This is a genomic window from Lysobacter yananisis, assembly GCF_031199375.1.
GTDB classification, from domain to species: domain Bacteria; phylum Pseudomonadota; class Gammaproteobacteria; order Xanthomonadales; family Xanthomonadaceae; genus Lysobacter; species Lysobacter yananisis.
Genome location: NZ_CP133568.1, coordinates 407233 through 420095, shown reverse-complemented (window position 1 = coordinate 420095; position 12863 = coordinate 407233). Strand labels below are relative to the sequence as shown.

Genomic DNA, 12863 nt, shown 5'->3' with positions numbered 1-12863 from the left:
TCGCCGGCCCCGCCGCCCGAAACGGGCACGCCCCGGGCCGGTTCTCGCTCCGCTTCCCAGCCTCAGCCGCCCGAGCCCCATGACGACGCCCAGCCGCCGCGATCTTGCCAACGCCATCCGTTTCCTCGCCATCGACGCGGTGCAGGCCGCCAACTCCGGCCACCCCGGCATGCCGATGGGCATGGCCGATATCGCCGAAGTGCTGTGGAACGACTTCCTGAGCCATAACCCGGCCGATCCGAAGTGGTTCAACCGCGACCGCTTCATCCTCTCCAACGGCCACGGTTCGATGCTGCAGTACGCGCTGCTGCACCTGGCCGGCTACGACCTGCCGATCGAGGAGCTCAAGCGCTTCCGCCAGCTGCACTCGCGCACCCCGGGCCATCCGGAGAACTTCGAGACCCCGGGCGTGGAGACCACCACCGGTCCGCTCGGCCAGGGCCTGGCCAACGCGGTCGGCATGGCGCTGGCGGAGAAGATCCTGGCCCAGCGCTTCAACCGCGAAGGCCACGACATCGTCGACCACCGCACCTGGGTGTTCATGGGCGACGGCTGCCTGATGGAAGGCATCTCGCACGAAGTCGCGTCGCTGGCGGGCACCTGGGGCCTGGGCAAGCTGGTCGCGTTCTGGGACGACAACAAGATCTCCATCGACGGCAACACCGACGGCTGGTTCACCGACGACACCGCGGCGCGCTTCGAGGCCTACGGCTGGCGCGTGATCCGCAAGGTCAACGGCCACGACCCGGTCGAGATCAAGACCGCGATCGAGACCGCGCTCAAGCACGACGACAAGCCGACCCTGATCTGCTGCCGCACCACGATCGGCTTCGGCTCGCCGGCCAAGGCCGGCAAGGAATCCTCGCACGGCGCGCCGCTGGGCAAGGATGAAGTCGCCGCGACCCGCGCCGCGCTGGAATGGCCGTACGCCGAGTTCGAGATCCCGCAAGACATCTACGCCGGCTGGCGCAACCGCGACCACGCGGGCGCGCAGGCGCAGTGGCAGCAAGCCTTCGACGCCTACGCCGCGCAGTTCCCGGCCGAGGCCGCCGAGCTGAAGCGCCGCATCGCCGGCGAGCTGCCGGCCGACTTCTCCGCCCAGGCCGACGCGTACCTGGCCAAGCTGCAGGCCGATGGCCAGACCATCGCCTCGCGCAAGGCCTCGCAGATGGCGATCGAGACCTTCGCGCCGCTGCTGCCGGAACTGATCGGCGGCTCGGCCGACCTGGCGCATTCCAACCTGACCCTGTGGAAGGCCAGCAAGTCGGTCGCCACCACCGATCCGAACGCGAACTACGTCTACTACGGCGTGCGCGAGTTCGGCATGAGCGCGATCAGCAACGGCCTCAACCTGCACGGCGGCTTCATCCCGTTCGACGCCACCTTCCTGGTGTTCAGCGACTACGCCCGCAACGCGGTGCGCATGAGCGCGCTGATGGGCGCGCACGTGATCCACGTCTACACCCACGACTCCATCGGCCTGGGCGAAGACGGCCCGACCCACCAGCCGGTCGAGCACCTCGCCAGCCTGCGCTACATCCCGCACAACGACGTGTGGCGCCCGTGCGACGCGGTCGAGTCGGCGGCGGCGTGGAAGGCCGCGATCGAGCGCCTGGACGGCCCGAGCTGCCTGGTGTTCTCGCGCCAGAACCTGCCGCACCAGCCGCGCGACGCGCAGCAGGTGGCGCAGATCGCGCGCGGCGGCTACGTGCTGCGCGACAGCGACGGCGCGCCGGAGGTGATCCTGCTGGCGACCGGTTCGGAGATCGGCCTGGCCACCCAGGCCGCCGACGCGCTGAGCGCCGAAGGCGTCAAGGTGCGCGTGGTGTCGATGCCCTCGACCGACGTGTTCGACCGCCAGCCGCTGGATTACCGCGAGTCGGTGCTGCCCAACGCCGTGCGCAAGCGCGTCGCGATCGAAGCCGGCGTCAGCGACTTCTGGCGCAAGTACGTCGGCCTGGACGGCGACGTGGTCGGCATCGACCGCTTCGGCGCCTCGGCCCCGGCCGAAGCGCTGTTCCCGTACTTCGGCTTCACCGTCGATCGGGTGGTGGCCACGGTGAAGAAGCTGGGCTGAGGGCGCGCGGCCCGAGGGTCGCAAAGACCGAAAGAATCGGGGCGCTTTTGCGCCCCGTTTCTTTTGCGCGATTTGATCGCAAGGCGTCGGGCTTGAAGGCCCTCCCACAAGGGCGAAGCGCTGCTGCGGGGCGCTTGTGTGGGAGGGCCTTCAGGCCCGACGCCTTCCGATCAGCCAAGGCAGTACTTTCCTACCTGCGCCAACGGCACACTCCGATGATCGCAGCCGCCCGGGTGCCGAATGCTGCGGGCATGAACTCGCCTTCGGATTCTCCCGGTTATCGCGCCCTGCGCCGCGGCCGCTGCTCGGAGCAACAACGGATCTACCTGGTCACCACGGTCTGCATCTGCCGCAGGCGGATGTTCGCCAGCGACCATGTCGCCCGCGTCGCGGCGGACGCCATCGCCGATCCGGACAAATGGCTGGGCGCGCAGTTGCTGTGCTGGGTGCTGATGCCGGATCACTGGCACGGGCTGATCCGGTTTAACAGCGAGGTTCGCCTGGAAAGCGTGGTCGCTTCGATGAAAGGACGGGCGGCGCGAACGGTCAATCGGGCCCTGAACCGAAAGGGTTTCGTCTGGATGCCGGGCTTTCACGACCGGGCCTTGCGCACAGAAGAAGAACTGTTGCCGGCGGCTCGTTACATCGTCGCCAATCCCAAGCGCGCCGGTTTGGTGCGGCGAGTCGGCGACTATCCGTATTGGGATGCGATCTGGACTGATCGAAGAGCGTCGGGCCTGAAGGCCCTCCCACAACAGCCGTCGGGTCCGCTGTCATGACTGCGAGCCTCGGCGATCGGCTCATTCATTGGCGGCGAGCCTTTGTGGGAGGGCGTTCAGGCCCGACGCTTTCCGATCAGTCCGCCGAAGTCTCGCGCAACGCCAACGCCACCAGCCGCGCTTCGAGTTTTTCGGCGAACCCCGCCGGCCGCTCCAGCCCCATGCGCTGCATCGCTTCGGCATCCGTCGCGCCGCCGGAGAACCACGCCTTGAGCGCGGTACGCGCCTTGGCGCCGGTCGTGGCGGTGTTCGCCTTCAGCCACGCCAGCGCCTTGACCAGGCGCTGCTCGACGGCAGTGAAGTCGCTGCCGAGCGGGTAGTCGGGCAGCACGCCCTGCGCGCGCAGCGGCGCCAGCGCGGCGCGCAGCCGTTGCGGGGTGTTGCGGTCGCTCGCGCGGTGGAGCTTCGGCGCCAGCTTGCCGGCGCCGATCGCGGCCTGCAGCAGCGGCTGCTGGAAGCCGCTGCCGGCGATCGCGGCCATCGCCAGGGTGCAGTCTTCGTCGGTCTTGCCGCGCAGATGGGCGATGCCGTACTCGGTCACGTAGACATCGCGCAGGTGGCGCGGAATCGTCGCCTGCGGGTAGTTCCAGACCACGTTGGATCGGGTTTCGCCGCCGCCGTCGCGGGTGGCGCGCAGCATCAGCACCGAGCGCGCATTGGGCAGGGCATGGGCCATGGCGACGAAGTTGTACTGGCCGCCGACGCCGGACACCACGCGCCCGTCGTCGAGCGTGTCCGACACCGCCGCGCCGAGCGCGGTGGCCATCATGCAGCTGTTGAAGAAGCGCGCGTCGCGGCGCTGCAGGCGTTCCAGTGTTTCGTTGCCGCCGTAGAGCTCGTTGACCTCGCTGATCCGGCGCATGCTGATGCCGCGGCGCTGGGCTTCGGGCATGTCGCGCAACCAGTCGTAGAAATCCTGCGAGCCCAGATAGAAGCCGCCTTGCAGGTACTCGCCCTCGCGTTCGAGCCGTTCCAGGTCGGCGGCATCGGCGCGGCCCTCGTGCAGCCTCCGCATGAAATCGAGATCGTCGACGACCTTGCGCTTGATCACGCCGACTTCGACCAGGCGGCGGAAGCCTTCGTTGAGCATTTCGCTGCAGCCAAAAAGCCCAACGCTAAAGGGGGCAAGCGGCGCAATTGTCGCCATCGCGTTATGGGTAGTGGACAGGTCAACATCCGACGAAGCGGTGTGTGCAAGCGGCGAGCCTCCCGCACCGCCGGACTCGCCAGCCTTTTCATACCCCAACGCCTCCAACACCCGCCAATACGCCGCATTGTCCGTATGCCGCAACACCAGCGCATGGCAAAGCGCATCCGCCAACGTCCCGATCCCGATCTGCAAGGTCCCGCCATCGCGCACCAAGGTGCTTGCATGGAAGCCGATCGCGTAGTCCGCATCGCTGACCGGCTGCCGCGGCAGCCCGAACAATTTCGGATACGGCCCCGGTGGCGCCACCACCGCATCGAAGAACGAGGCGTCCACCGCCGCACTGCCGTCGATCCACGGCAGCAGCGGATCGACTTCGGCGATCAGCAGCGGCCGCGGCAATCCGTGCGCGACGATCGCGTCGACGGCGTCGAAGGTGAGATCGGTATTGCACGACAGCGACAGCCGCCCGCCGCCGGACGGATCGGCCGCGACCTTCTGCACCACCGCATTGACCCCGCGCTCGGCCAGCGCGCGCGCGACGTGGGTGTAGTTGAGGCTGGCGTAGCGGCGCTGCGCCGCCTGCGAGCGCAGCAGCGCGCCCGATTGCAGGTAGAACTCCTCCACCTCCATGTGCGCCGGCAGCGCGTTGCGCTTGAGCGCCTGCACATACGCCAGGCGCGGGTAGTCGTCGCCGAAGTGGCGTTGCAGGAACGGTTGCAGAAACCGCGCCTCCAGGCCCTTGCCGGCCGCGGGCGGGTCCAGCGACAGCGCGGTGTACAGGTGCAGGCGCCGCGCCGGTTCGCGCTGCGCGCGTTCGTACAAGGCGTTGAGCAGGCGATGCGGCTTGCCCAGGCCGAGCGGGGCGCCGACGTGCAGCGGGCCCGGCAGGCGCGCGTAGAGGAAGTCGACGGCGTCGGCGAGGGACTGGAAACGGACGGGCTCGGGGCGCGGGGAAAGGCTCATCGCCGCAGTATCGCACCGGGCCCGTCAACGCGGCGGGGGCTTGCATTGTTCGTTTACGGGTGTAATCTCAATAAAAATTACGGATGTAAACGATGCAGATCAGCGAAGCCGAATCGGTGGTGATGGAAGTGCTGTGGCAGCGCCATCCGCTGGCCGCCGAAGAGGTGGCCGCGGCCGTGGCCGACGCCCAGTCCTGGCAGGAGGCCACGGTCAAGACCCTGCTCAACCGCCTGTTGAACAAGGGCGCGATCCGCGCCGAGAAGGACGGCCGGCGCTATCTGTACGCGCCGGTGCTCAAGCGCGAGGACTGGCTGCTCGACGAGAGCCAGGGCCTGCTGCAGCGGCTGTTCGGCGGCCGCGTCGCGCCGCTGGTCGCGCATTTCAGCCAGCACCGCAAGCTCAGCCGCAAGGACATCGCCGAACTGCGCAAGCTGCTGGAGGAACTCGACGATGACGCTCGCTGAGTGCTGCGCCGCGCTGTTGCCGATGCTCGCCCGCGCCGCTGTCGCCGCCGGCGCGGCGGCGTTGGCGGTGACGATCCTGCGCCGGCCGCTGCGCGCGGCGTTCGGCGCCGGCGCGGCCTATGCGGGTTGGAGCCTGGTGCCGGCGGCGTCGATCGCGACGCTGTTGCCGGCGCCGCAGGCTTACATCGGCGCGTTGCCGGCCCTGACGGTGTGGGCGCCGCTGGCCGCGGCGCCGGACGGCCGCGGCGCGGACACGGCCAGCGCGTGGTGGCTGGCGGCCTGGGCGTGCGGCGCGTTGGCGACGGCGGCCTGGATGGGGTCGCAGCAATGGCGCTTCCAGCGCGGCCTGGCGCGGGCGCGGTTGCGCGCCGACGGCCTGCTGCAGGCGCCGCACCGCGCCGGCCTGCCGGCGGCGTTCGGCCTGCTGCGGCCGCGCATCGCGGTGCCCGCGGATTTCGACAGCGCCTACAGCGAGCGCGAGCGCGACCTGATGCTCGCGCACGAACGCGCGCACATCGCCGGCGGCGACCTGTGGGCCGGCGCGGCGGTCGCGGCGCTGCGCTGCCTGCTGTGGTTCCAGCCGTTGCTGCACCTGTGTGCGCGCAGTTTCCATCACGACCAGGAACTGGCCTGCGACGAGCGGGTGATGCGCGCGCATCCCGGCGCGCGCCGCGCCTATGCCGAGGCATTGCTCAAGACCCAGCTGGCGCCGGGCCCCGCGCCGCTGAGTTGCCACTGGGGCCAAGTCCATCCACTCAAGGAGCGAATCATGATGTTGAGCAAACGCAGCGCCGCGCGCGGACGTCGCGTGGCGGGCGCGGTATCGATCTGCGCGTTGGTGTTGTCCGGCGCGGCGGCGGCCTGGGCGGCGCAGCCGCAGGCGGCGCTGGCCGCGGCCGGAGCGGCCAAGGCCGCGGCCGCGACCGAAGTCGGATACGGGCGCTTGTCGCCGCCGCAGTGGCCGCAGGGCAGCCGCAATGGCGGCCGGGTGATGCTGGAGCTGGAAGTGGCCATCGACGGCCGCGTGTCCGACCTGCGGCTCAAGCGCAGCTCGGGCCATGCCGAACTGGACCAGGCGGCGATGGACGCCGCGCGCAATTGGTCGTTCACGCCGCGCACGGTCGGGGGCCGGCCGGTCGCGTCGTGGGTGCGGGTGCCGGTGGACTTCGAGCCCGATACGCAAAGCCCGGCCGCGCCCGGCGGCGATGCGCCGGGACTGGCGTCCGAAGTGCCCGAACTGGACGCGTTGCGGATCGGCGCGCAGTAAGCCTGCGCTGCCGCGCCGATGGCCACGGCGCGGTGGCGGCGGTTTTTGCCTGGGTTCGTTCGCGCGCCCGCGCATGTTGCCGGGCGCGTTCGTCCCCTCGGCGATGGCGGCGCCGTCGCTCAACCGATGCGGTGCACGTCCTCGGCGATCCGCCGCACTTCCTCGGGATAGTGGCTGACGTAGATCATCGGCAAGCCGCTTTCCTCGCGCACCCGCTGCAGGTACGGCAGCAGTTCGTCGCGGCGGTTCATGTCCAGCATGGACAACGGTTCGTCGAGCAGCAGGATGCGCGGCTGCGACAGCAAGGCGCGGCCCAGCGCCACGCGCTGCATCTCGCCGCCGGACAGGCCGGCGGTGCCGCGCGCCAGCAGGTGGTCGATGCCGAGCAACTCGACGATCGCGTCCAGTTCGAAGCGGCGCTCGCGCGCGCCCGCGCCGCGCAGGCCGTAAAGCAGGTTGGCGCGCACGTCCAGGTGCGGGAACAGGCGCGCGTCCTGGAACACGTAGCCGATGCGGCGGCGGTGCGCCGGCTGGTCGATGCGGCGCTCGCGGTCGAACAGGGTCTCGCCTGCGACGACGATGCGTCCGCGCACCGGCCGCAGCAGGCCGGCGATGGCGTGCAGCAGCGAGGTCTTGCCGGCGCCGGAGTCGCCGACCACGGCGATCACCCGGTGCTCGCTGCGGATCGCGAACGTGCGGCGAAAACCCGAGCGCGCGTCGCCGCGGCGCAGTTCGATGTCGATGTCGAAACCGCCGTTGTCCGCGGCGGAAACCGCGGCGTTCATCGCTGCGTCCCCGCGCGCTGGCGCTGCACCAGCCATTCCGAGGCGAACACCGCGGCAAACGACAACGCCACCGCGACCAGCGCCAGCCGCAGCACGCCCGACTCGGCGCCGGGCGTCTGCATCAGGCCCCAGATCGCCGACGACAGCGTCTGGGTCTCGCCGGCGATGTTGGACACGAAGGTGATGGTGGCGCCGAACTCGCCCAGCGCCTTGGCGAAGCACAGCACCGCGCCGGCCAGCAGGCCGGGCCAGGCCAGCGGCAGGGTCACGCCGAAGAACACCCGCCACGGATTGGCGCCGAGCGTGGCCGCGGCCTGTTCCAGGCGCCGGTCCACCGCTTCGATCGACAGGCGGATCGCGCGCACCATCAGCGGGAAGCCCATGATCGCGCTGGCCAGCGCGGCACCGGTCCAGCGGAACGCGAACACGATTCCGAAGTGCTCGAACAGGAACCGCCCGATCGGTCCCTGCGCGCCGAAGCCGAGCAGCAGCGCATAGCCGGTGACCACCGGCGGCAGCACCAGCGGCAGGTACATCAGCGTGTCGACCAGCAGCTTGCCGGGAAAGCGCGTGCGCGCCAGCAGCCAGCCCACCGCCACGCCGAACGGCAGGCTGCAGACGGTGGCGGCCGCGGCGACCTTGAGGCTGAGCGCGATCGCGGTCAGCTCGGCCGCGCTGAAGCCGGCGAAGCCCTCGCTCATCGCGATGCCGCGGCGTTCGCGGTGGCGACGCGGTCGGACCGCACGGGCGTCGCGGCCGGGTTCGCGGCCGGATTCACGGCAGCGGCGCGAAACCGTGGCGGCGGAAGATCGCCGCCGCCTGCTTGTCGCGCAGCCATTGCGCGAACGCGGCCGCGCCCGGGTGGCGGCTGGCCTTGACCACGGCCACCGGGTAGACGATCGGCGCGTGGGTGTCGGCGGGGAAGGTCGCCAGCACCCGCACCTTGGGTTCGGCCTGGGCGTCGCTGCCGTAGACCACGCCCAGCGGCGCCTCGCCGCGCGCGACCAGCATCAGCGCCGCGCGCACGTTCTCGCCTTCGGCCACGCGCGGCTGCAGTTGTCGCCATACGCCGAGCTTCTCGAACGCGGCGCGCGCGTACTTGCCGGCCGGCACGCTCGCGGTCAGCGCCAGCGCCAGGCGGCCTTCGCCGAGCAGCGGGCGCAGGTCGGTGCCGGGCTTGAGCGCCAGCGGTTTGGCCTGGCTGTCCTTCGGCGCGATCAGCACCAGGGTGTTGCCGAGCACGTTGCGGCGGCTGGCGTCGACGAGCAACTGGCGTTGCTGCAGGTAGTCCATCCAGTCCAGGTCGGCGGAGAAGAACAGGTCGGCCGGCGCGCCTTGTTCGATCTGCCGCGCCAGCGCCGAGCTGGCGGCGTAGGAGGCGCGCACCGCCTGGCCGGTTTGCGTTTGGTAAGCGGCGGCGGCTTCGTCGAGCGATTCCTTGAGGCTGGCGGCGGCGAACACGGTCAGCGGCTGCGCGTTCTGCTCCTGCGCGGGCGCGGCGCCGGCGGCGAAGGCGAGACCGAGGGCGCACAGGGCGCCGAGGAAGCGGCGGCGGACGTTCATGGGGACGGGCCTGCGGGGAGGTGGAGGCAGAGTAACCCGAGGCTGTGGCGGAAGGGTTCGATGGCCGTTGTCGGAGGGGCTGTTGGAGCGCCTGGGTGTCGCAGGGCCTGGGCTGTTGTGGGAGGGCCTTCAGGCCCGATGCTTTTGTCTCAAATCGCCGCGATCTGAGCGGAAAGCGTCGGGCCTGAAGGCCCTCCCACAGAAGAGCGCAGCGGCGGGCCTGGAGGCTCTTCCACAGAAGAGCGCAGCGTCGGGCCGGGAGGCTCTTCCATAGAAGAGCGCAGCGTCGGGCCTGAAGGCCCTCCCACAGAAGAGCGCAGCGTCGGGCCTGGAGGCTCTTCCACAGAAGAGCGCAGTGCCCGGCCTGAAGGCCTTGCCTCAGTCAGTCGGCGCCGCTCACCCGGATCGACTCGACCTGCCGCACCCACCGCGCCGGACGCGATTCGCCGGGGACGATCAGGCGCCAGGGGCCGTCTTCGGCCGGCAGGTCGGCGCCGTTGCAGCGGCGGGTCAGCACCACCGGACGGTTGCCCAGGCTCGGGTCGAGTTCGCCGAGCGAGAACGCGGCGCGGTAGCCGTCGCGCGCGCGTACCTGCGCGACCCGCGCCAGTTGCGCGCCGCGCAACGGCGCGGCCGGCATCGCGCCGGACGCGCGCAGCAGTTCGACCAGGGCCACGCCTTCGCAGCTGAGTTTGCGGCCGTGCGCTTCGCCCTCGGCCTTCACCTGCGGCAGCCGCGCGATCAGCGCTTCGTCCAGCTTGACCTCCACCGGGCCCGTCGGCGCGGCTGCGGCCTTGGATTCGGCGTCGGCATGCCGGTGCTGCGCCTGCGCGGCGAAAGCGACGGTCAACAGCAGCGACAAGGACAACAAACGGGCATCGGTGCGGCGCATGCGCATCCTCACAGTTGGTCGAGCGGAAGTTTCAGGTAGCGCACGCCGTTGGCCTCCGGCTCCGGCAGCGCGCCGCCGCGCAGGTTGACCTGCAGCGACGGCAGGATCAGCGCCGGCACCGCCAGGGTGCGGTCGCGCGCTTCGCGCAGGGCCACGAACCCGGCTTCGTCGGTGTCGGCGCGCACGTGCAGATTGCCCTGCTTCTGCGCGCCGATCGTGGTCTCGCAGGCCGGCTCGCGTCCGTCCTTGCCGTAATCGTGGCAGACGAACACGCGGGTCGCCTCGGGCAGCAGGTACAGGCGCTGGATCGACTGGTACAGCATCGCCGCGTCGCCGCCGGGAAAGTCGCAGCGGGCGGTGCCGCTGTCGGGCATGAACAGCGAGTCGCCGGCGAACAGGGCGTCGCCGATCAGGTAGGCCAGGCTGTCCTGGGTGTGGCCGGGCACCGGGATCGCGCGCGCGGGCAGCGCGCCGACGGCGAAGCTTTCGTCGTCGTCGAACAGATGATCGAACGCGGCAGGCTGTCGCGCGGGCTCTTCGTCGGACAGGCCGAACAGCGGCGCGAACACCCGCCGCACCTCGCCGATGCGGCGGCCGATGGCCAGCCGCGGCGCGCGGCCGTCCGCCGCGCGCAGGCGCTCGCGCAGCGCGTGCGCGGCGCTGAGGTGGTCGGCGTGGGCGTGGGTTTCCAGCAGCCAGTCGATGCGCAGGCCGTCGGCGGCGGCGCGTTCGAGCAAGGGCGCGACGCTGTCCAGGCCGGTGCGGCCCGAACGCGGGTCGAAGTCGAGCACCGGATCGACGATGGCGGCCGCGCGCGTGGCCGGGTCGGCGACCAGGTAGGTCCAGGTGCCGGTGTCGCGATGATGGAAGGCGCTGACGTGCGGCGCGGCGGCGGGGGCGGGCGGCATGGCGGCTCTCGGTGCGGCGGCGCCGCGTTCTTCGTCGGTTCCCGCGCGGGCGCGGCCGATACGAGGCGCCGTATCGGCCGGACGTCGGCGCGATGGGCCGCGCCGATCCGTCGTCCGATGCGGCGCGGCGCGTCGGTGCGCCACGTTAACCCGCCACGCCGATCGGCCATGTTAAGCGGCCATGTCAAGCGGCCGCGTCGATGCGCGGTCCGGCGTCGGCGTCGCGCGGCAGGGCGGCGCGACGCGGCGGTCAGCGCCCCGGCGCCAGCGCGGCGTCGAGCAGCTTGGCCAGATGTTCGCCGCCCAGGCGCAACTGGGTCTCGGCCAGCGGCCGCCAGGTGGCGACATAGTCCGGCGCCAGCTTGTGGGTCGGCGGATAGAAGCCCGGTTGCAGCACCAGCTTGCACGAGTCCTCGGCCCAGTCGGCGGCCGGCGGCGGCAGCGCCAGCGCGCTGACCGCGGGCACCTGGATCTTCTCCAGCCGGGCCAGGTACTTGTCGTCGCCGAGCTTGCTCATGCTGAGCATGCGGCTGTCCCACAGCGAGTGCAGGTTGGCGCCGTAGCCGCCGGGGCGCTCGGGCTGGCCGGGAATGGCGAGCTGGAAATCGTTGCCGCCCTTGTCGCGGGCGTAGCCGGCGTGCAGCGGCTGGTGCACGTCGCCGACCAAGTGGACGACGAACTTCAACGCCTGCAGGCGCTCGGCCCGCGGCTTGCGGCGGTCGGCCAGGATCGCGCTCTGCGCGGCGATCGCCGCGACCACGCAATTGCCGCCGGGGCAGTCGCGCGCGGCGTCGTAACGGCAATCGCTCTCGCCGAGGTTGACGTAGTGCCACTTGGCGCTGCGCTTGCCCAGGTCCGGGTCTTCGGCGCGCAGTTGGTCGGCCCAGTTGGCGATGCCGGGCAGGGTCGGGTCGGGCTCGCCGGCGAGCAGCTTCTCGGCCTCGGCGCGCGCGGCGGGCGACATGTCGTTCCAGGCCAGTTCGGCGACCAGGCGGTGGCCCTGCGGACCCCAGGCCAGGGCCGGCAGCGGCAGGGCGAGGACGAGCGCGGCGGCGGCGAGCAGGCGGCGGGCGGAAGTGTGGGGGGCGGTCATGGCGCGCACTGTACCGGAGCCGGTGGCGCGGGCCGCTGTCCGAAGCTGGCGGTGCGAGGGGTGGCGATCTGGAACGAAAGCGTCGGGGCTGAAGCCCCTCCCACAACAGCCCTCCGACCGCGACGGCCTGCGCTTTTGTGGAAGGGGCTTCAGCCCCGACGCGGTTCGATCCGATCACCACGATCAAGGCCGCGCCGCCCGGCGGCGCGGCCCCGCTGCATGACCCAGGCGCCGCTCAGAACTTGAACACGTACGCCAGCCCGTACACGAGCGGATCGATGTTGGCCTTGCCGATCTTCTGCCCGTTGAGCTTCACGTCGGTGCCGATGTCCATCCAGCGCGCGTCGACCCGGACCGCGCCGCGCTCGTTGAGGATGAAGTCCACGCCCACGTGCGCGGCCACGCCGACCGAGTCCTCCAGCTTGAGCTTGGCGCCGCGCAGCGGGCCGGTGGTCTTCTCGCTGAAGAAGGTGGTGTAGTTCACGCCCACGCCGACGAACGGCGAGACCGTGCCCTGGCTGTTCCAGTGGTATTGCAGCGAGAAGGTCGGCGGCAGGTGCTTGGTGGTGGCGACCTTGCCCAGGCCCTTGATGTCGATGTCGTGCTTGAACGGCGTCGCCGCCAGCACCTCGATGCCGAGGTTCTCGCGCAGGAAGTACTCGAAGGTGATGGTGGGCTGGACGTTGTCGCCGATCTCCAGTTGGGCGGTGCCGCCGAGCACGCTGCCGTTGTTGGACTTGGGCTGGACCTGGTGGGCGCCGATGCCGACGGTGAAGGTGCCGGCCTGCTGGGCCAGGGCAGGGTGGGCCGCGCAGGCGAGCGCGGCGGCGACGAGGCCGCCGGTCAGTCGATGGTTCATTCCTTGAGTCCCCCTTGCAGATGAGTGCGGAATGCCGGGTTTTCTGAACAGGCCGAAGCCTGC

At 71.0% G+C, this 12863-nt stretch carries 14 protein-coding genes; 5 read left to right on the top strand and 9 right to left on the bottom strand.

All coding sequences use genetic code 11. From position 1 onward, the window contains the following. Window positions 1-79: 79 nt before the first annotated feature. Together tkt and RDV84_RS01850 are read left to right on the top strand one after the other, a co-directional pair. Window positions 80-2077, top strand: a complete 1998-nt coding sequence (tkt, locus tag RDV84_RS01855; protein WP_078997217.1) for a transketolase — start codon at window positions 80-82, stop codon at window positions 2075-2077. A 215-nt stretch (window positions 2078-2292) separates the two neighbouring features. After that, window positions 2293-2856 carry an REP-associated tyrosine transposase gene (locus tag RDV84_RS01850; RefSeq protein ID WP_309152282.1) on the top strand — a complete coding sequence of 188 codons (564 nt, stop codon included), beginning with the start codon at window positions 2293-2295 and terminating at the stop codon, window positions 2854-2856. Window positions 2857-2932: 76 nt separating this feature from the next. On the opposite strand, the gene RDV84_RS01845 is transcribed toward RDV84_RS01850, so the two are convergent. Beyond that, window positions 2933-4969, bottom strand: a complete 2037-nt coding sequence (locus tag RDV84_RS01845) for an acetyl-CoA hydrolase/transferase C-terminal domain-containing protein (protein WP_309152281.1) — start codon at window positions 4967-4969, stop codon at window positions 2933-2935. Window positions 4970-5061: 92 nt separating this feature from the next. On the opposite strand from RDV84_RS01845, the gene RDV84_RS01840 reads away from it, so the two are divergent. Both RDV84_RS01840 and RDV84_RS01835 read left to right on the top strand, forming a co-directional pair. Continuing rightward, window positions 5062-5433, top strand: coding sequence for a BlaI/MecI/CopY family transcriptional regulator (locus tag RDV84_RS01840; RefSeq protein WP_057946417.1), 372 nt, complete (start codon window positions 5062-5064; stop codon window positions 5431-5433). Then, window positions 5420-6700, top strand: a complete 1281-nt coding sequence (locus RDV84_RS01835; protein ID WP_309152280.1) for a TonB family protein — start codon at window positions 5420-5422, stop codon at window positions 6698-6700. The genes RDV84_RS01840 and RDV84_RS01835 overlap by 14 nt, the downstream gene beginning before the upstream one ends. A 119-nt stretch (window positions 6701-6819) precedes the next feature. Here RDV84_RS01835 and RDV84_RS01830 read toward each other — a convergent pair whose 3' ends face one another. The 7 genes from RDV84_RS01830 to RDV84_RS01805 form a co-directional block, all read right to left on the bottom strand. Then, window positions 6820-7485 carry an ATP-binding cassette domain-containing protein gene (locus RDV84_RS01830; RefSeq protein ID WP_309152279.1) on the bottom strand — a complete coding sequence of 222 codons (666 nt, stop codon included), beginning with the start codon at window positions 7483-7485 and terminating at the stop codon, window positions 6820-6822. Beyond that, complete coding sequence (gene modB, locus RDV84_RS01825) at window positions 7482-8186, bottom strand: molybdate ABC transporter permease subunit (protein ID WP_309152278.1); 705 nt, start codon at window positions 8184-8186, stop codon at window positions 7482-7484. The genes RDV84_RS01830 and modB overlap by 4 nt, the downstream gene beginning before the upstream one ends. A gap of 73 nt (window positions 8187-8259) precedes the next feature. Next, window positions 8260-9048, bottom strand: a complete 789-nt coding sequence (gene modA / locus RDV84_RS01820) for a molybdate ABC transporter substrate-binding protein (protein WP_309152277.1) — start codon at window positions 9046-9048, stop codon at window positions 8260-8262. A 149-nt stretch (window positions 9049-9197) separates the two neighbouring features. Beyond that, window positions 9198-9320, bottom strand: coding sequence for a DUF6053 domain-containing protein (locus tag RDV84_RS27270; RefSeq protein WP_425606328.1), 123 nt, complete (start codon window positions 9318-9320; stop codon window positions 9198-9200). A gap of 110 nt (window positions 9321-9430) precedes the next feature. Beyond that, a complete protein-coding gene (locus tag RDV84_RS01815) occupies window positions 9431-9940 on the bottom strand; it encodes a molybdopterin-binding protein (protein WP_309152276.1) in 510 nt (169 codons plus the stop codon). A gap of 8 nt (window positions 9941-9948) precedes the next feature. Beyond that, window positions 9949-10848: an MBL fold metallo-hydrolase gene (locus RDV84_RS01810; protein WP_309152275.1), complete on the bottom strand. Its 900-nt coding sequence runs from the start codon at window positions 10846-10848 to the stop codon at window positions 9949-9951. Between the two features lie 250 nt (window positions 10849-11098). After that, window positions 11099-11941, bottom strand: a complete 843-nt coding sequence (locus RDV84_RS01805) for a S1/P1 nuclease (protein WP_057946424.1) — start codon at window positions 11939-11941, stop codon at window positions 11099-11101. Here RDV84_RS01805 and RDV84_RS25685 point away from each other — a divergent pair. Continuing rightward, window positions 11843-12187 carry a DUF6053 domain-containing protein gene (locus RDV84_RS25685; RefSeq protein ID WP_425608191.1) on the top strand — a complete coding sequence of 115 codons (345 nt, stop codon included), beginning with the start codon at window positions 11843-11845 and terminating at the stop codon, window positions 12185-12187. The two genes, RDV84_RS01805 and RDV84_RS25685, sit on opposite strands and share 99 nt — an antisense overlap. On the opposite strand, the gene RDV84_RS01800 is transcribed toward RDV84_RS25685, so the two are convergent. Continuing rightward, complete coding sequence (locus RDV84_RS01800; protein ID WP_057946425.1) at window positions 12177-12800, bottom strand: OmpW/AlkL family protein; 624 nt, start codon at window positions 12798-12800, stop codon at window positions 12177-12179. The genes RDV84_RS25685 and RDV84_RS01800 overlap by 11 nt on opposite strands. Between the last annotated feature and the right edge of the window lie 63 nt (window positions 12801-12863).